The following is an 18,842-nucleotide window of genomic DNA, read 5'->3' on the forward strand; positions in this document are numbered from 1 at the left end:
GGTCTCTCTGAGTTGCGCTGCGGCTGATGGTGTCAGTCCATATTGGCGAGGGCGCGGTACAGCGGTTCGTACAGCGCCACGACGAGCGATTTGTCGATATCCGGCAACGTCGAGTCCGGCGTGAAGTACGGATCGAGGATGGAACGCATGCTCGCCAGGAGGCTGGTGTCCGGAGTGTCGACGGCGTTCAGACCAGCTTCCCGCGGTGAGAACGCTGCGTCGACGAAGACGACGCGGGCCTCGACTCCACCACGGACAAGGCGGCCGATGACCTGCCACATCACGACGAGCTGGTCCCAGGTGAAGGCGACCTTCTCCTCCGGCGGCAGGCTCGTCCACGATAGTTGCCTGGTCAGGAAGCGGTTCCATTTCTTGCGTGCTTCGCGGCGGAACGCCAGTCCGGCAAGGTCGGGGGTGCCGGCGGCGAGTGCCAGCTGCCGGAAGGCCCCTTCAGGCCCGCGGATCTGGCGTACGGCCCAGTCGTTGATCGCCTGGATGGCCAAGGCGATGTCGTCGGGGCGCGGGTGTGGTCGGGCGAGGAAGTACACGCTGCCGATCGCGGCCTTACCGCCGGGAACGACGATGTTGTGGCCACGTTCCACGGCCAGCAGCGGCGCGATGAGAATCTGGCCACCTTCGGTGGCGAAGGAGGCGACGTCGCCTCGGCTGAGGGTCCGCAACGAGGGGTCGCTGGGGAGAGTGCGCCAGGCGTTGTCGAGGTCCGCGTCGTCGGACACGAGCAATGTGATCCGCCCCGTCCATTCGGGGGTCGCGTTGAGGTACTCGGCGGCGCGCTTGGCTTCGACATAGCTTCCGACCAACAGGAGGATCCTCCGGCGGTCGGGGTCGTCTATGTCGGCGAGTTCTTGTTCAAGCATGCTGGTCGAGTCGGCGAGGCTGCGGTCGGGCACCGCGAGCTGGTGGAGCATCTGTGTCAGGATTTGCGGGCGGGTGTCGGCATCGGATCCGGACAGACGTAGCGGGGAGGAGGAGCCCGGCCAGTAGAGGAACTCCTTGCGGAACGTGGACTCGAGGACGAGACGTACTTCGTCGTCGTGCGGGCGAAGGACGGCGCCGACGTCGGTGCTGACGTGGTAGCGGCTGGAGGTGCCCGCCCAGCTGGTCGCCGACATCAGCAGGACATTCGGGCCGGGCCGGTTGTCGATCGACGGCAGCTGGGGCAGCTGCAGAAGCAGTTCGCGGCCGACGCCATTGCAGCGGAAGAACCGCAATTCGCCGCTCTGGTCACCGTCGCGGTTGCGTTCGCCGAGCTGGAACTGGAAGCCGAGAACGTTGCCCATCGGGGATTCCGGGAGGATTGGCTCGTAGTCCTTGGGCGGTCGCCGCGACAGCACGTTCGACGTCGCCTCGAGGTTGAGGGCCGCCTCAACGCGCGGCCACAGGGTGGTCATCAGGTTCAGCCGATGGTGCAAAGCCGCCAAGATCAACGTGAATTCGAACCTGGTGACATGGGTGTCGATGTTGCCGGCGACGTAGTCGTTGTTGCCGAGCAGAGCCAGCAAGGTATCTCGGAGGCGTTCGCGGGTTGTGGAGTCGCGCCGGGCATGCAAGAGCTCAAGCGCCAGGTGGACGAGCTTGTTGACAATGATGGCGTCCTCGTCCGGTTCCCCCGACGGCGTCAGGGTGGATTGCTCCTGGAGCGGGTCGTCACGGAAGCGGTCGAGGATGCGGTCGATGCGTGCGATCTGCTGGTCACGTTCGGCCGCTTCGTTCTCGTCTGGGTCTTGCGAGTTGCCTCCGTTGTCGGGAAACCAGGCATTGATCAGCCATTGGTGCAGGGTGAGCGCGCTGAAATAGTCCTCGGTGATCCACGTCCGCAGGGCGGCGTCCTGGATAAGCAGGGAGTAGAGGCGGTTGGTCGCCGCTGTCACTGTGTCGGTGGCATTGGCCCAGTCGTCGTTCTCCCGGGCGGACAACTGCAGCCGGCCGCGGCGGGCCAGCTCGGTGACTTTGTGGGCAGACACTTCATCGAGCCAGGAATTCGGCGAACGGCCCACCAGCGTCGTGGCTGGCGCGAACGCAGTGTCGAGCTGCATCTGCACGCGGTCGGCTTCGTCGACGATGACGAGGTCGCTCAGTCTGCAGGCGAGTTCAAGGTAGCGGAGCCGTTCGTCGTGGAGGTGTTGAGGGATGCCGCTATGGACGAGCCCAGCCGGGGTGGCGACCCAGATGGTGGCGTCGACCAGGTCGCGTGCACCGTGGTGCCGGGGACAGCGCGTCCACAGCGGGCAAGCATGGCGCTTCGGCCGTTCTTCGACGTCTGCTTCAGCGGCAACGGGTTCGTCGAGCATCTCAGCGCCCAGCGCGACCGCAGTTGCAGTTTTGGTTGGCTTGGTGACGGGATAGAGGGACATGCAGGGTGCTTCGCCGATGCCGAGTGGGCGTGGGGCTTCCAACCCGCGTAAAGCGTCAAGTGGGCAGGCGCTGCTGAGATAGTCGAAGCTCGGGTCGGTGTGCGACAGCATGGTCGCGGCGCCAGCTGTGGCGGTGCGCCGATGGAGACGTTCGATATTCCGCTCGCGGGTGGATTGGCCGAGGATCGGGGCTGCGGCGACGCCGAGCGCGCTGAATTGCTGGACGACGGTGAGGACTTCCGCGACGTCGCCGACCACGATGGTGATCCGCCGTGGTTTGGCCTTGTCGGTGGTGGCCCAGAAGGCGAGGATGTCGCGCAGGGTCGACTTGCCGGCACCGACCATGCCGACGAGATTGAGCAGCCCGTCGACGCGCAAGGTGTCGCTGGGGGCGAACTCGCCGCGCGCTTCGTCGCGGACGAGCAGCTTGACTCGCCCCAGCCGACGCTTCCACTCGTGCGACTTGTGATCCGGGTGGGCGGTCTCGATGCGGTCCATCTCCTGTGCGGCCTGTTCGAGCTGCTTCCAGGTCACCTCGACGGGTGTGGCACCGCCCGGCGGCAGGGCGTGGAGGTCGTGGGGCCGCGACGGCGGGCCCGGCACCAGGTCGTCGGTGAAGGTCACCGAGTACGAGCGGTCTCGCACCGGAAAACGGTACTCACCGACGTCGGCGAGGGGCAGCGGCTTGCGCTCGAACGGGGGTGCCGAGGTGAGGACGTCCTCGTACACGGTGAAGCGATTCGCGGCTCGAGAGGGGGTGCGTCGTTCGGGTACCGCGTCGAGGTCCTTGACGTCGTATCCGCGCAGTTCCTCCGGCACGGTGAGGTAGGCGGTGACGGCCATTCGCCATTCTCGCCGACGTCGCATGCTCCAGAGATAGTGGCGAGCGCGCTGGATGCGGTGCCGCTGTGCATCGGTGCGGACATCTCCGAAAGCTTCGCTGTATGGGTAGCCACCGAACAGAGTCCATGCGTCGGTGACGGTGCGGGTGGGCATCACGGTCTCGAGCAGGTAGAGGCCCAGCTCGACGTCCATCAGGTCGCCTGGGGTGAAGGTGGTCAGCGTTGCTGGCCAGGCCGGAGTGATCTGGCGGGCGAGGCGGCGGTGCCAGCTGCTGCGATCACGCATTGGAGGAACCTCCGTCCGCCGAGTGGGCGGTGGTGATGCGTCGGATCCGGCGCAGTTCGCGTGTCAGTACCCGCAGGAACTCTTCATCTGACATCAGGCGGACTCGGTCACGTACCTCGTCGGAGACGTGCCGGGCGAAGATCCGTGCGTACGCCTCGCGCTCGTCGAACCGGTACTGCGGCACAACCAGGAACGCCTGATCGTATGGTGGTGCGGGGGTGAAGGTGCGCGCGGTGCGGGCGAGTAGCGTGGGGTTGGCGCGGTCCTTCACGTCGATCGCCCAGACCTGCTTGTTCGGAAGTGTGATGCGCAGGTCGTAGGTGTCGAAGTTCGGCCACATCTCCGGCTGCAACTTCTTCTTGATCAGGTCCTGCTCCAGGTCTGTCTCGGCCAGTCCTGGGCCGGTGATGAACATCCGCAGCGGACGGCTGAGGTGATAGACACCGTTGCCGCGGGTCGGGTCGAGCGTGCGCTCGACCGTCGGGAAACCTTCACGGCGGCATCGGTCCAGCTCGCACCGGTAACGCCCACCCTCGATTGGCACGAGCAGACACTTGCAACGGGCACACTGCGCGTAGTGTCCGTCGCGCAGATACGACCCCGGAGCAGCTTCGTAGGACCGCTTGATGGTGGCGATCAGGAGCATCAGGTCCAGGTCCTCACCCAGCAGAGCGAGTTCAGTACCGGTTAGGACGGGGCGGGTGATCAGGAGACGGCGGAACGCCGTGTAGGACCCCGGTGACCGTGCGACCCGGCACTGCTGGATCACGCCGAGCATGACCTCGTTCTCGTACTGCTCCGCGGCCGGATCAGGAGCCGAGACCACCCATTCGAGGCACTGCTGGGTCGGCAGGCACGTCTGCGGGTCGATCAGGAAGCCGTCGGCGGCGTCCAGGTCGTCCGGCAAACCGAACGGCCACTCGTGCAATGGCCGATGCATTGCCCACGAGACCATGCCGGGGACGCTTGCCGGCGGTGGCACATCGTGACGCAGGCAGCGCAGAACCAGGTGGTTGAATGCCGTCTGGACCGTGTCCTCGTACACCGGGTTGCGGGGCGCACGCTGGCGCGACAGCGTGAACAGCGCCGACGCGATCATTCGCACCAGCGGTTCGCCGTCGAAGAATGCCGCCGGCGCAGCCGGGCTTGCAGTCATCATGCGCCGCCGTCCTTCTCGTCGGGTATGTCGGAGCCTGGAAAGCTCGGACACCACCTAGATACAGGACACCACCGACAGTTTTTGCTCGGCCGAGCCCCGAACGTTTCATCGGCACGCCACGGCTGCGTGAGACGCCGTAGGACGGCGCGCGCTTTGGTAAGCCGTTCCGGGTCGGTCGGATCGATGACGTCGATCTCCGCGCCATCCGGACGCAGTACCTCCAGCTCGACGCGGGCCGTGGCGGGGTCGCCGCCTAATACCCCTTCAGCGAGGAACGACACGGCGAGGGCGAGCTGCGGGAACTCGTCGAGAAGGTCGTCATGAAACCAGCCCTCTTTCTGGGTAGTTTTCAGCTCTCGCCAGACCCAGCCACCGTCGTCCATGTAGATCATGTCCGGCTTCGCAAGTACGATCGCCTGCGCGGCCGTGTCGTGAACCGCTAGACGCGGTTCAACCCGGACCTGGGTCGCCGCGTCGGACAGATGAAGGGCGCAAACGTCGAGATGACGTCGTAGCATCCGTGCGCCGACTCGCGCGGCATCGCCATCAACCCGCCACCGACCCGCGGACCAACCGCTATCGCCTGTCGGCATAGCCGCCGGATCGCAGGCTGTGCCATCCCGGTGCGCGTTCTCAAGCCAGGCATGAACAGCGTGACCGAGTTCGGCTTCGGCACCATATTCGTAGGCTCGCGGGAGATGGAGCGAACGCAGATGGGCCTGCGCCGGGCATGTGCGGTGGTAGCGCAGGTCGCTCATCGACACCGTGCGAATAGGCGCTCGCGTCGTTGGGAGTGCCAGTACACCGGGGATACGTGGCAAGGTCCCGCAGCTGGTCAGCTGCTTACACTCTGCGCATGACGAGCCGGGACGTGCCGGGCCACCAGCGGCAATGGACGCTATGCGTTTCCGGCCGTGCTCGGCGTAATATGCCTCGGCGTCGGCGGGCGTGCCGTCGAACAGCACGTCGGCAGCCCCGTCTGCCAGGCTGACTTCCACGACCCGTGCATGATCAACTGTGGGAGCTTCACGTAAGCCGAACGGCTCACGCCATGACTCCGGCCACGCTGCTGGAACGCCGAACGCCGTGACGTAAGCCGCGATGGCGACTTTCGTGCGATCGTCCGGGTTGCTGACAGCCTCGCCGAACCGCATAAATCGGAATTCGCGATGGCGCCCGTCTGCTGTCTGGTAGCGGCGCCCCCACGCGTAGAGTTCCCAGATGCGTGCACTCGTCTTGCGAACTACCCACCAGTCTGGAACAGGTTTCAACCCGTTTTCCTTGGAACCGATAGACAAGTAGCTGCACACCGCATGGCGTGCGAACTTGATCAACCCAGGATGGAGCGGCGTGCCCCTCTGCCCGATCTCCGCCAATGCGGCATCGGCGGAGAGTTGACCGTGTTCGACGCGGTCCAGTGCGGCCATTACCGGTTGAAGCGGGAATGTCTCAAGCTGGGCAGCAGGCGTCCATGATCTTCGCCTTGAGCGGATCCGCGGACGGATCTTGACGCTGAGGAAGGACGGACAGCCAAGCAGGTCGTCGCCTGCGGCGCCGGTTCCGATCCGCACCAAGTCATCAGAACCGACCATCCCGGCGGGAATCGCCCACGGGTCAACTGTCATGAGCTCCCCACTCACTACAACAACACCCTGTTGAACTCTAGTAATCACTCGCAAGAGTGCAACAGTTTGTTACTGTCGGTAACACCCATTTGCCGAGCATGTCGATCTTCAATACGTGGTGTCACTTGCGCCTGTAGGCCCTTGCTGTTGTTGAACTGGGGTGATGCGGGCCTTTGATGTGTGGCCGCTCGCTCGTGTTGTCTTGTGCCATCAAGCGACCACGCGAAACCCGGTCAAGCAGCTGCCGGTTTGACCTAGCGTTGCTGCGGTGAAGTAGATGTTCCGTACCCATTTGCGTACTCGTCGTCGATGTCGTCGACATGCTCGCCGATGCTTTGCGCACTGACAGAAAGCGTCAATGGCTGTTCCGCTGTCGTCTGCTCAAGACGATGCTCGACGTGTCCCCTTACGGTGCCGGGGTGTGGAGGTTGTCATGGCGTGGGTTGAGCAGACGGGGCAGGCTTCGTGGCGGGTCCGGTTCCGTCGTGCTGCCGGGTCGGTTGGGTCGGTGCCAGGGTTTTCCACTCGTGGGGCGGCGGAGGCGTATGCCGACGATATGGAAACTGATCAACGTCGCCGGGTGTGGATCGATCCGGCCGGCAGCCGGATGACGTTGGGTTCGTGGGTTGAGCGGTGGTTTCCGGTTCAGGATGTGGATCCGCGGACGGTGGACAACTACGAGAGCTACCTGCGGTGCCATGTACTCGTCCGTTTCGGCGTGATGCCACTGGGGGAGATCACGGCGTTGGATATCGACGCGTGGGTGAAGGAGTCGATGGAAGCGGGTTATGCCACGGCGACGGTGGCGAGCTGGGTGAAGCTGTTGTCGATGATCCTCAACGACGCCGTCGAACAGCGGTTGATCCCGGCGAATCCGGTTCGGCAGCGTCGTCGGCGGGGGCGTCGCTGCCGGACGATCGCGCGGGAGCGGGTGTGGGCGTCTCCGGAGCAGGTGCTGCGGATCGCGGATCAGGCTGGCGTGCTTGGGGGCCAGGTGGCGCGGCTGCTGGTGATCACAGCGGCGTGGACGGGGTGTCGGTGGGGTGAACTGGCGGCGCTGCATCGGGACAACCTCGACCTGGACACCGGACGGCTCGTGGTCGACCCCGAGGTGGGGTCATTGCACGAGTCGAGAGGCAGACGGTGGCTCGGTCCGCCGAAGACGCCGTCCTCGGCTCGCACGATCGCGCTGCCGCCGTTCCTGGTCAGGTTGCTGCGCCGGCATCTGGAGACGCATCCGTTCGAGTTTGTGTTCACCAACGCCTGCGGGAGTTGGCTGTGGCGCTCGACCTTCGATCGGAGGGTGCTACGCCCGGCGATCGATGGTGTCCGCAAGCCGGGTGTGCGGGTGTATCCGGTGTGCCCGGGCTTGACGTTCCACGGGTTGCGGCATAGCCATAAGACGTGGTTAATCGCTGGTGGTGCGCCGGAGATCGCGCAGGCCAGGAGGCTTGGTCATCACCTGTCGAACCGGGTGGTCGAGGTCTACTCGCATGTGGCACCCGAGGTGGAGACGCGGTTGCTCGCGGATCTGCAACGTCGCTGGAATAAGGCCACTCGCAATCCCTACTCAACGGGGCCACGGCAGAAAGCGCCGGTGAACACCCGGCCTCGGACCGCTCCGCAAGCCCAACGCAGTCGGCTGGTTTCCGCTGCCCCCATCGCCGCTGGCGGGAGAGACAACGAGACGGACGTAGCTCACGAGCAGCGGCAACGCGGCGCCAGGTATCCGGTGGGCTGGAGCGACATGCACCAGAAACACCCCAACAGGGACAGGCGAGCGCCGGTCGAAGCGGATCACTCAAGATCGCTCCAGGACAAGAAGAAACCCCTCCGACCTGCCGGAACGGCTTGATCGAAGGGGTTCTGTAGGAGAGTGGAGCTAAGGGGACTCGAACCCCTGACCCCCTCACTGCCAGGGTTCGTGCGGGCCGCTGACCTGCGGTTTTCGAGAACCTGCTGGTCGGCTAGCGCAGTTGTGCTCAGTTCGATGCGGTCCGGTGTCGTTGGGCGCTGTCGTAAGCGACGGCGTGCTCCAGGACTGCTCCAGAAAAATTGGTGTGAGAGTCGGACTGCCAATGGCAGCCGTGGGTGATCGCCTTCGTCGTGGACGCGTTACCTGGCCGCTGGTGGGCGCTGCTTGCGGAGTCGGCGGGCTACTGCTCACACCGTTCAGTCTGCCTGTGCAGGCCCGTTGTCGACAACGGCCGCTCACGTCGATGAGCGTTTCCCCGCCATTCGGGGGGCAAGGTTGTGGGTTCGAGGCGTCCGTGTTGGCCTGCTTGTCCGGCCGGTTCAGTTCGTCGTGGAGGGTTGGTTCACCTGACGGAAGACGATACAGATACCGAGGACGGCTGCTACTGGCACGAAGGCATCTCCCGCCGGTGTCTGTAGTCACGGAATCTCCTTGTTCCGCAACAAGTTCTTCGTCGAGTCCAGGTCTTGGACGCCGACCGTGCACGCGACAAGTGCGGGCAGCGCGGGCGCTCGCTCACCGGGGAACAGTGCGGTGAGACTGGAGGCGGGTACGAGGGTGAGCGTTGGGCCGCCGAGGTCGAAACCCGGGTGGGTCGTTCTGCGCGGGTGTCCGACCGAGGTAACGCTCATATCGTGCCTGGACGGCGTCCAGTTCGCCGTCGGCTGCGCAGAGCGTGACGTCGGCGATACCGACGGCGCTGTTCGGGCGGCCGGCCAGCCGTGCGCTTGGATCCGCAGCTCCAAGTCCGCGACGACACCGACCCTGCCTTCCGTCTCCGCGTCTGGGCGCACCCCATCGATCTCCGGGTAGCGGACGGTCTCGACGTGAGCGCTGGCCGGGCGCCGCACCGTGTTCACCCCGGCGGCGGTCAACCGCGCGGCCGTAGCGTTCGATGTCGGACGAGGAGAACATCAAGATGTGCGTTTCCTCGAAGCGTTCCAGGCATTCCGCCAGGTTCGCGCTGGTGGCGTTGATCCGCGCCAGCAGCGTCGGTAGCACCTGTCGTCCAGGCGGTGGCCGAAAGCGTTGCTCTGGACCCCTGAGCGCGTCGAACTGTGGCGGCGCACCGGGCAGAAGCCCTCCCGGGTCATGGTGTGGACACCCGAGCAGACCGGACGGTTCCTTGACAACGCTGTTGACCACCCCTACCACGTGCTGCTACACCTCATCGCCTACCGAGGACTGCGACGCGGTGAAGCCTGCGGCCTGCCCTGGTGGGACGTCGACTTCATCCGCCAGAGAATCACCATCACTGCGGCGCTGGTCCAAAACGGGTGGCGGGCCGAATTCGGCGAACCCAAGAGCGAAGCCAGCGGCCGGGTCATCGCCATCGACACCGCCACCACCGACGTCCTCGCCACACACAAGCAACGCCAGGCAAACCTGCAGGCGGCAGCGGGCGACGCGTGGATCGAGAACGGCCTAGTCTGTACCGAACCCGACGGCAAACCCTTGCAACCCTCACACCTCAGCGACGCCCTCCATGCCATCTCCGACGCCGCAGGCCTCCCGCCCGTACGCCTGCATGACCTCCGCCACGGCGCCGCCACCCTCATGATCGCCGCCGGAGCCGACCTCAAACAGGTCCAAGAACTCCTCGGCCACTCCAGCATCGCCATCACCGCCGACACCTACACCCACGTCCTGCCGGAACTCGCCCGCGAAACCGCCGAAGCAGCTGCCTCGATCATTCCGCGCGGACAGAACCGGAAAATCCCTCCCGCCGCCTGACGTAAGGCGCGGTTCACAGAGCTCGGCCTACCTGCCGGCCAACGTCTTACGTTGTGGCTCAAGTTAAGGGGGCCGACCCAGGTGAGCTGCCTGGGTCGGCTTAGGCACGACAAGCCAGTCCAGTTGTCAGGGTTTGTGTCGACGCCGACCGTGTTTAGCCGCAGCGTGAGTTGTGCGCGGATCGCGACCGTCTTGATAAGAAGTTTCCGACATATGCCTTTCCAGGCGGCTTTCGTTGGTTGGCGTGGGACTAGTGATCGGGCGTCAACGGGTCGGTGTCTTCGTGCGGATCGTTGGTGCGCTCGACCCGGTCAGCCTGGCAGAAGTCACGCCCTGCCGCGTGATGTTCTACTGCTTCGAGCATCGTCTCAAGTCCCTTATCCCTTTTCCCTGCGGTGGCAGAGAAAAGGGATAAGAAGCGAGCTGCTGCTTCAGGACTTCTTGCGGGGTGTGCGCTTGCGCTTGATGGGGGCCTCTTCGGCGACCGGTTCAGGGGCTGATTCGGCGTTGTTGAAGGCTTCGTAGATTTCGTTAGGAATGCGGCCGCGCTCGGTGATCGCGTAGCCGTTCGCTGATGCCCAGGCGCGGACCTGCTGGTTGCGTTCGCGGTGGGTGGGCTTCGCCGTACCACCGGCCACGGTGGACTGTCCGGTCGTGACCTTTACCTTGCTCCACCGACTCGCCTGCTGGCGTCGATGAAGCGCTCGAGCTCTTCGCGCAGGGCGTCGGCGTTGTCATCGGAGAGGTCGATCTCATAGGTGACGCCGTCAAGCGCGAAGGGCACGGTTTGGGTGGCTTCGCCACCGTCGATGTCGTCGACGATCTGGACGGATACCTTTTGTGCCATCGATAGTGCCTTCCGCTAGGTCATGTCACGCCTTTTCAGATTGGCGCGGTACCAATAGGTCTAGTCGAAATGCGCCGAACCGGCGGATCGGCAGGCCCTGTCGCGATCGGGCAGTCGGCTTGTCGATGTCCATTTGAGACAGATTGACCCAAGCGGGTGCGTCGTCAGGGCCGACGCTGGTCGTTGCCATCTACGCTTGTGGTCATCTGCTCTGCGGACCTGAGCGCACCGGGCAGATGAATGGCCCTGCGGCGTCGGTCGGGGAGAGAAGTCACGGTCTTCCCGAAAGCGTCAGTGCCTCGGGGCGTGAGGAGATCGGCGCAGGTGCACCCGTCGCTTGTGACCGACTGGTCGTCGACATGCGCGAGGGCCGTGACCGAAGTTGGTCACAGGCACTTTCACAGATGGGTAGTGCCCTCGGCGGGAGTACCAAAGGATGGGAACAGGGCTGACCATTGGTTTCTCAGGGGCAGTCTAGTGACCGAGGCATCTTTTGGGGTGTCTTCGCCTGAGTAGCGCCGTGTGGGGCGGTGCCTAGGCACCCGCCCCACAGCCAGGTCCAGACGTTGCTGCGGTCCGTCACCATGCGGTGTCGCGGCGAAGTCGGGCAGCAGTGCGGATGAGCGACCGTGCGGAAGTGGTGCGCCAGGAGGCGGGCAGGAAGCGGTCGATGATGTGGCGTGCATTCCGGCAGTGCCACCACAACACAGGCGAGACGAGGAACAGTCGCTGATCCATAGGGGTGTGCAGTCGCTTACGAAGGCGACCGCGCAGCGACTCCGCGACCCGGTTGGTGAGACCCGGATACTGGGCTTCAACCTGTGCAAGGAAACCCCGCACGTCTGGTGTGCCGCCTTGGCGCAGGCAGGAATCCAGGGTGTGGAAGTAGTTGCGGATGTACCGGTTCAGCGGGAAATTTCGGGCGATTGCGCGGATCTCGGCGTCAGGGTTGCCAGCGAGGTCGTGGTAGGAGCGTTCCAGGGCCTCGATGCTGTCGAATCGGCGGACATCGCGGCGGGAGCTGGCAGAGTCGGGCCGCTTTACGTAGATGGACAAGGTGCGGTCGAGCAGATCGACCTGGCGTGCGCGGGCCAGCGCCTTATAGGCGAACTCCATGTCCTCCCCGCACGTGCTTCCCTCGACGAAGCGAAGGCCGTGGTTGAGCAGGAACAGCCGCCGGTACGCGACGCTGGCCGTCCATGTGCGGATCGTCCGGTCCACAACCCGGTGCCGTAGGGCGGTCAGCCCTGAGACTCGGCCGGGATGGGGAGGGTGCGCATCAAAGTACCGACGGAGAATGGTTCCAGCCGGGTCGACGGTGTCCCAGCCCCAGCAGATCAGGTCAGGCGAGTCACCGCCCGTCTGCGTCACGATGCTCACCAGGTCTGGGGCGACTCGGTCGTCGCCGTCGAGGAAGAGCACGTAAGCGCCTGCCGCCAACTCGGCGCCAGCGTTGCGGGCGGCGCTGACGCCGCGGTGAGGTGTGTGGGCGAGGCGCGGCCTGGGAATCTCGCCCTTCGCGAACACTTGGCGCACGACCGTGGCGGTGCTGTCGGTGGATCCGTCGTCGACCACGATCACCTCGAAGTCGTTGCTGGTCTGCGTGGCGAGAGACGCGAGGGTGGTGCGGACGTGCGCTGCCATGTTGTGGACGGGGATGACGACACTGAGACTGATCCGAAGCGGTGTTAGTTCAGCTGGGTCGGACATCGCTGAGCCGCCGTCGTGGGATCGAATCGATCACTGACCGGGATGAGCAGTTGACCAGCTCGACGCCTGTTTTGAGGCAAAATTGCCACAGGAATCGGAATCCGACAAGCACTTCGAGATATGACTCGGCGCACCGTTCCATTGTCCGCTTGGTGAACTGGGTGGAGAGCCAGGCGTTTAAGCTCGGCGACACTTCGTACGCATAGAATTCGTCGGCGCTGTCATCGAGTGCGGCGGCGATATTGGCGATTATGTTGGTAGTGTCGCAGCCTAATAGATAGATCCGGCGAAAACCCATATGGATAGCTAGGAGGACCGCGTGCTGCACGACTGAGCAGAAGCGGGGGATGATGCGGGTGGCATCGGCGCGGATGATGTAGTAGTCGGAAAAGTAGAACGGGTTGCAGAAGTAACTTACGTTCTCATTGGTGTCGAGCCTGTGTTCGCGGACGAATCCGGCCTCGGAGCTGGGCACGAAGCAGGCTGGCGACTGCTCTCCAACGAAGATCTTGCGTAGCGTCTCTAGCATCGATGCGTCAAGCGGGGAGTTCAGGTCAAGCGAGAAAAAGCGACGGTCGGACAGCACGTGATATCTAGGGTAGATGACCGCGTCGAGGTCATCGATGGTGAGATTGTTCACGGTGAAGACCACGTCGTCAGCAAGGACCGACAAGTCGTCGTCAGTCAAAGAGGGCCCGTTGCCGAGGATGAAACACTCCTCGCCAGCGTGGACGCCCCGAAACCGCTCGTTGTCCCGGATCAGCTTCCGCTCGGCCGGATGGCGCGCTAGATATCGCGCTTCGCGTGCCATCAGGGCGGCCTTGCGCGGCAACCTCAGTGCCGGACTGCACGTTCTCACAGGCCATATCCGGGACGTGACGTGTGTTCTCCGGCGAACAAGGGCAGCGCCCGCGGCCGCGTCACGTGGGCATTGGCGACGGTCCACAGATACTGAGTCTCTTCGGCGGTATCGGTGAGATGCATGGAATGCTTGCCTACCCGGGCGAGCTTACGCACAGTGTCTTTCAGTTCGGCGAGGTCAGCGGACGAGCCTGCCCTGACCAACAAGACGTCCAGCCGCTCCGATTCCCGCCAGCATGCCTTGGATTTGTCGTGGGAGAAGCGGAACCCGTCGGTTGGGCTCCCGATCCATGGTTCGCCGTCGTAGGTGTCGATAAGGAAGCTGCGCAGGTGTGCGTACTCGGTCGGCCGCAGGATCAGGCGGCGATGGATGGCGGTCGTGGCCGCGATTGCGAGGTGGGCCCGGTGAGTGGCGTAGCCCGCGAATAGCGCGGGCCAGAGGACCAGCGCACGCAGCACTCCGGGCGCGCTCGGGTCGGGCTCGACCATTGTTGTTCCTCTCCACAGCATTACGACATCAGGAAACTGTGTCCGCCGCGCTCCACGTAAAGTCGCTCCGCGATCCAGAAGTCCAGGGGCGTATCGATATCGATGGCTTCCACGTCGTCGATGATCCGCAGGCGGGGAGCACGGCCCACGACGTTGCGATATTTGATCATCGTTTTCCGGTTGAGGACGTTGATGGCGAAGTTCAGCGCGAGGATGTCGGGGAGGTCCTGACTGCGGGGCTGGGCGGCCAGGTCGTAGTTGATGGGGCGGTTATCGCGGAACAGGAACTCTTTGACCAGGCTGCCGGTGTTAAGCGAGTCGAACCGGCCGTCGCCGCCGACGAACTCTGCTATAAGTCGCTCGATCGTTGCGTCGCGAACCAGAGGGCTCGTGCAGTTCGCATAGACGATGACGTCGGCTTCGCACTGAGTCGCCATATGCGCGTAGACATCGCTCATAGATGCCGTGTTGGTCGCGTAGCGCGGATCTCTGGTGACCGTTTCACAACCCAGTTCGGCGGCGATGGAGAGCGCTAATGGGTCGTCGGAGTTCACGACCACGCTGTCGAGGGCTGGCAGGCGCTTTAGCTGGACTAGCTTGCTCTCGAGAAGTGTGGTTCCAGCGAAGGGACGGGTATTCTTTATGGGTACACGCACGGAACCAGCCCGGACGGCCACCATCGCTTTGACCTTCACCGCAGTCGGCCTGACATCTGGGTAGCGAGTGCCCAAGCGACCGTGTTTGCGATTCCCTCGGTCAAACTCACTGTCGGGCTCCACCCGAGGTCGGCGTGTATGCGCTTGTAACTGCAGTAGATGCCAAACTGGTCGCCTGGCGTGGACCCCTCGTAGCACACTTCCACCGGAAAGGGCAGGTTCCCGCGGATGGTCTCGACGAGTTCCCTCACCGTGGTCTTGTGAGTGGTCGCGACGTTGTACACGGTGAAGCGCGCGCCGTGAGTAGGGGCTCCTGCGAGGACCAAGCTCTCCACGGCGTCGCTGATGTGCACGAAGTCGCGGAACCGGTCGGGACTGCCCTTGACATGAATGCGACGGGATGACAAGGCCTGGCCGAGGAAGATACTGACCATTCCTTGGCGCAGGTTGGCCAGGCTCTGCCCAGGACCGTACGTGTTGTTAAACCGGAGGACGGTGCACGCCAGGCCACGCTCCGCATAAAGCCGCATGTACTGCTCGCTGGCCAGCTTGCCAACGGCGTAGAAGCTCTTCGGAACAGTCGGTGCGGTCTCGACCACCGGCATGAGCTCTTGATCGCCATAAACCGACATCGAACTGGCATAGACGAACACGGGGCACTTCGCGCGGTACGCATAGTCCAACAGCAGGAGGGTCGACGCCACGTTGCTGTTCAGGTCGGACACCGGATCATCGAAGCTTGGAATGCCTCCGCTTTGCCCCGCGATGTGGTAAATCGCGTCGAAGGTCCGACCGTCAAGTCTGGCGATGACTGCGGGGTCGGATACGTCCCCGATAATGCGCTCGCACCGTTCAGGGATGTTGTCGATGTCACCGGAGGAGAGGTTGTCGATCGTCAGGACCGCGTGCCCTTGATCGAGAAGTCGCCTCGCCAACCACGACCCGATGAATCCAGCCGCACCGGTCACGAGTGTGTCGCCCATCAGAGTTGAGGCTCCCCTCTCGGTGCGTCAGTAAGCAGGGTGACCATCGCGCACTGGTCTGACACCGTTACAGGACGGCGACGCGGCACAACCAAGCCCACTTGTTCGTTCGCGGGGTTGCCGAAGATCGCGTTCCTCGGCCGGTTCGACGCGTCCGTGGCGGTCCTCCGGTCGGGTGCTGCTACTGCGGGCGTGTTCAGCCACGGCGCGTCGATCCGCCCGTGGCTGCCGGTCACTGACATCGACGTTTACAGTCGGCTTCTTGGCGCCGCGCGCTGGCGAGTGCGGCGGGTCGTGCCGGCCAACGGTGGTCGAGGCTTGTCGGAGGCCAGTGGCGGCGGCATTCCCTCCTGTCGGTTGGTGATCTTGGTACGTGCCGCCGCCCTGGCCGGACCTCGGGCGGGAGTACCAAAGGATGGGAACAGGGCTGAACAGCGGTTCTACTGCAGCAGCATGGTGGTCGAATGCCGGTTTGGGCTCCAGCCGTCAGAGTGAGTGGCTAGGCGATGGGCGGAGGGTGACGAACCGTCCACCGCTTAGTCCACTTCGATGCCCGTGTGTCTCTGCCACTCCTCCTTGGCTCTCTCGCGCGTGCTTTCGAGCTCCTGGAGAAGCGGGAGAAGTTCTTGGGCTGTGTACCCCTTCGCCTCGACCTCGCCGACACGAAAGTGCTTTTGATCGTGGCGATGGAGCGCCACGTCGAGCACCTTCGCAAGTCCAGGAAGCGCTGCGCTCACGGTACCGATCAGAAGGATGACATCCGGCTTGCCGGAGGAGTCGGCGTGCACGAAGCCCTCGTCAACGTCCAGGCCAGCCCCTTCGAGCGCTTCACGCAGTTCAGTCGCAGCCTCTGGGTTGACGTGGAGTTCGAGGGCGCCGTCTGTCGGGATGCCGAGGCCTGCGCGGATGTCGATGGTCATGGGTTACAGGATGCACCAGCAAGAGCGCCGCTCGTCAGAAGTGGTTGCGACGGGTGGCTGTGGCGGTGGCCGAGTGGCCCGCCACACATCTGAACAGGGTGGTCACCCATCGCGTGCTGCATCGGGACGCAGCCGACGCGCCGCTACATATAGTGCGCGTACCGGGTGGCGACCGCTTCGTTGGTGGGCAGAAACGCAGTACAGCTTTTACTTGGTTGGCAGTACGCAGAGTGACGGTGAGCCGTCAACGACCTGCACAGTTCAATGCACACGGCGATCGGCCTCACCGAGGCGGACGACAACGAAGACATGAAGAGCTTCGGCCCCTACGTCAAAACAAATCCCGCCTTTGTCGACTGGGCGTTCTTCGCGCTGAACAACACGAAGCTGACCGAGGACACCATCGGGAACTTGCGTGCGGTGGTAACTCCAGAATCCATCCCGCATTGGAATTTCAAGAGAGTGAAGATGTTGCTGGCCAAGCACAGCCTGGCCAGCAAGGTGCACTTCCTGGACGAGAACACCGCCTGCATGAAGTACCTACCCGAGGTTGACCGCACGCCAGGTCACCGACGGCGGCTTCCCCATCGTCGAACCGAAGTACATGACGCTTCAGCTACGACCCGATCTCGGCGGAGAGTGGAGAGTGTTCTCCGCTGGTGACCGAGTCCACTACCCGGAAGAGATCCCGCCGCCGGGATGGGATTCCCAGGCAACGTAAGCCCGGGCATGGGGAACATGAGACCTTCGACGCCCCCGGTGACCGCGAGACGATGGCACTCCGCACGCGTGGAGCATAGGGCCGCCTGGCGGTCGATCCCCAGCATCGCGGGATACCCCCACACACGTAGTGAGAACCAGGTGACGGGGAGGGTTCAAGATGGAGCCTCTGGGGCGCCCCCGCAGGCGTGGAAAACGCTGGAGTGCAGCCCACGCCGGCACAGAGCTACAGGGACACCCCCACTCGCGTGGGGAGAACTTCGTCGACCTGTGAAACACCGTGAAGAACGCGAGGTCACCCCGCGCGCGTTGGGAAGTACAGCGGGCCGATAATCGGCTCGTTGTTCGTGTCGGGGGCACCCCCACGCGGGTGGGGAGCACCAGATCACTCTTCCCCGAACCTCGCGGGAGCAGGGAACACCCCCACACGAGTGGGGAGCACTGGACGACACCAGCGTTCGCGGCGTTCGACGTCGGGACACCCCCACACACGTGGGAAGCACTCGATCACCCAGGCCATCTCGTGGCCCTCGTTGGGGACACCCCCACACGTGTGGGGAGGACCGCCACAGGATGTCCGTGGCGGTCTGGACCGCGGCAACACCCCCACGCGTATGGGGAGGACCCGTGGTGCGGGTGCAGCGGCCGCCCGTGTTGGGGGACACCCCCAAGCGCGTAGGGAGGTCGGAGCGCGGGTCGCGTCGACAAGGTCGCGCTTGGGGACATCCCCACGCGGCGTGGGCGCGTGGGGAGGACACCGAGGAGATGAGCGCCCGGAACCATCACGAGGGGACACCCCCACGCGTGTGGGGAGGACGCCGCGCCCGGCGGGTTCAAGTCCACCCTGGCCGGGATACCCCCACGCGCGTGGGGAGGACTTCGCCACAAGACGTCCCTAGTGTCCAAGCTAGGGGATACCCCCACGCGCATGGGGAGCACATGTACTGCCGGGCGTCGCGTCGGCGAGAGTGGGGGACACCCCCACGTGCGTGGGGAGAACAGCCCGAGCGCGACGTTCTCCGCCTCGCGGATCGGGACACTCTCATGTGTGGGAGAACCACTAGATCGGTTCGCCGGGTCTGGGGGCGGCGGGGACACCCCCACGTGCGTGGAGAGAACCAAGTTCTACCTGACGGCGGCCGCGCGCGGCGGAGGGACACCCCAACGTGCGTGGGGAGAACTCCCGCCGGCGCGGCGAGACGGTCCCGTCGGAGGGGACACCCCCACGTGCGTGGGGAGAACCAACTCCGCGATCGCGGGATCGTCGCACCGGGCGATCCAGTCGGGGACACCCCCACGTGCGTGGGGAGAACACCTTCAGCTGGGCGAAGGTGACCTTCTGCGAGGGACACCCCCACGTGCGTGGGGAGAACCGGGACCTGCTGCCGGTGGGCAGCGTGCTGTGGGGGACACCCCCACGTGCGTGGGGAGAACACTTGGCGACCTGCGGTTTCTCGGACGGTAACGCTGTTTTGCATTCAGTTCCGCCTCGGGCAGCTTTCGAATCGCTGTCCTGGAATCAGGGCGCCGATTGCCATCGGAGTTCACTGTAGTCACGAGGCCAAGCATTGGGCCGGCTAGTTTAGGACCTGGCGCCACTGGTGTGGCAGGTCGTAAGCAGTGCGGCTACACCCCGTACGAGGCCGGGGACTTCGTGCAG

The 18,842-nt window shown here is 64.4% G+C and carries 13 protein-coding genes, 1 pseudogene and 1 CRISPR repeat array; of the genes and pseudogenes, 3 read left to right on the plus strand and 11 right to left on the minus strand.

Annotated features, from left to right (window positions below):
• Positions 1-32 precede the first annotated feature (32 nt).
• The 3 genes from CFP71_RS14680 to CFP71_RS14690 are packed head-to-tail and all read right to left on the minus strand — an operon-like array spanning position 33 to position 6,287.
• A complete protein-coding gene (locus CFP71_RS14680) occupies positions 33-3,503 on the minus strand; it encodes a pPIWI_RE_Z domain-containing protein (protein ID WP_093934408.1) in 3,471 nt (1,156 codons plus the stop codon).
• Positions 3,496-4,662: a pPIWI_RE_Y domain-containing protein gene (locus CFP71_RS14685; protein WP_093934409.1), complete on the minus strand. Its 1,167-nt coding sequence runs from the start codon at positions 4,660-4,662 to the stop codon at positions 3,496-3,498. Before CFP71_RS14685 ends, CFP71_RS14680 begins: the two co-directional genes overlap by 8 nt.
• Entirely contained in the window at positions 4,659-6,287 is a 1,629-nt protein-coding gene (locus tag CFP71_RS14690) for a PD-(D/E)XK nuclease family protein (RefSeq protein WP_093934493.1), read from the minus strand. Before CFP71_RS14690 ends, CFP71_RS14685 begins: the two co-directional genes overlap by 4 nt.
• A 580-nt stretch (positions 6,288-6,867) precedes the next feature.
• On the opposite strand from CFP71_RS14690, the gene CFP71_RS14695 reads away from it, so the two are divergent.
• Positions 6,868-8,142 (plus strand): tyrosine-type recombinase/integrase, encoded by a 1,275-nt coding sequence (locus tag CFP71_RS14695; protein ID WP_244199676.1) that lies wholly within the window; start codon positions 6,868-6,870, stop codon positions 8,140-8,142.
• 539 nt (positions 8,143-8,681) lie between these two features.
• Here the strand turns inward: CFP71_RS14695 and CFP71_RS14700 are convergent.
• On the minus strand, positions 8,682-9,137 hold the full coding sequence (locus tag CFP71_RS14700; RefSeq protein ID WP_093934411.1) for a hypothetical protein: 456 nt from the start codon (positions 9,135-9,137) through the stop codon (positions 8,682-8,684).
• A 154-nt stretch (positions 9,138-9,291) separates the two neighbouring features.
• On the opposite strand from CFP71_RS14700, the gene CFP71_RS14705 reads away from it, so the two are divergent.
• On the plus strand, positions 9,292-9,996 hold the full coding sequence (locus tag CFP71_RS14705) for a site-specific integrase (protein ID WP_244199677.1): 705 nt from the start codon (positions 9,292-9,294) through the stop codon (positions 9,994-9,996).
• A gap of 431 nt (positions 9,997-10,427) precedes the next feature.
• Here CFP71_RS14705 and CFP71_RS14710 read toward each other — a convergent pair.
• From CFP71_RS14710 to CFP71_RS14740, 7 genes and pseudogenes are all read right to left on the minus strand, one after another.
• Positions 10,428-10,843, minus strand: a pseudogene (locus tag CFP71_RS14710) (histone-like nucleoid-structuring protein Lsr2).
• Between the two features lie 579 nt (positions 10,844-11,422).
• Positions 11,423-12,553, minus strand: coding sequence for a glycosyltransferase family 2 protein (locus tag CFP71_RS14715; protein ID WP_093934412.1), 1,131 nt, complete (start codon positions 12,551-12,553; stop codon positions 11,423-11,425).
• Positions 12,537-13,364 (minus strand): hypothetical protein, encoded by an 828-nt coding sequence (locus tag CFP71_RS14720; protein ID WP_143267089.1) that lies wholly within the window; start codon positions 13,362-13,364, stop codon positions 12,537-12,539. Before CFP71_RS14720 ends, CFP71_RS14715 begins: the two co-directional genes overlap by 17 nt.
• A 44-nt stretch (positions 13,365-13,408) precedes the next feature.
• Positions 13,409-13,903 carry a hypothetical protein gene (locus CFP71_RS14725; protein WP_093934414.1) on the minus strand — a complete coding sequence of 165 codons (495 nt, stop codon included), beginning with the start codon at positions 13,901-13,903 and terminating at the stop codon, positions 13,409-13,411.
• 20 nt (positions 13,904-13,923) lie between these two features.
• Positions 13,924-14,598 carry an acylneuraminate cytidylyltransferase family protein gene (locus CFP71_RS14730; RefSeq protein ID WP_143267090.1) on the minus strand — a complete coding sequence of 225 codons (675 nt, stop codon included), beginning with the start codon at positions 14,596-14,598 and terminating at the stop codon, positions 13,924-13,926.
• Complete coding sequence (locus CFP71_RS14735; protein ID WP_208635956.1) at positions 14,595-15,542, minus strand: NAD-dependent epimerase/dehydratase family protein; 948 nt, start codon at positions 15,540-15,542, stop codon at positions 14,595-14,597. Before CFP71_RS14735 ends, CFP71_RS14730 begins: the two co-directional genes overlap by 4 nt.
• 536 nt (positions 15,543-16,078) lie before the next feature.
• Positions 16,079-16,462: a hypothetical protein gene (locus CFP71_RS14740; RefSeq protein ID WP_093934417.1), complete on the minus strand. Its 384-nt coding sequence runs from the start codon at positions 16,460-16,462 to the stop codon at positions 16,079-16,081.
• Positions 16,463-16,726: 264 nt separating this feature from the next.
• Here CFP71_RS14740 and CFP71_RS43495 point away from each other — a divergent pair, with 264 nt between their 5' ends.
• The gene (locus CFP71_RS43495; protein ID WP_143267091.1) at positions 16,727-17,125 is read left to right on the plus strand and encodes a hypothetical protein; all 399 of its coding nucleotides are present in this window, start codon (positions 16,727-16,729) and stop codon (positions 17,123-17,125) included.
• Between the two features lie 1,148 nt (positions 17,126-18,273).
• Positions 18,274-18,616: direct repeats of the CRISPR family, unit length 28 nt; unit sequence GGGACACCCCCACGTGCGTGGGGAGAAC.
• Positions 18,617-18,842 lie beyond the last annotated feature (226 nt).

It is taken from the genome of Amycolatopsis thailandensis (genome assembly GCF_002234405.1).
Taxonomy (GTDB): Bacteria; Actinomycetota; Actinomycetes; order Mycobacteriales; family Pseudonocardiaceae; genus Amycolatopsis; species Amycolatopsis thailandensis.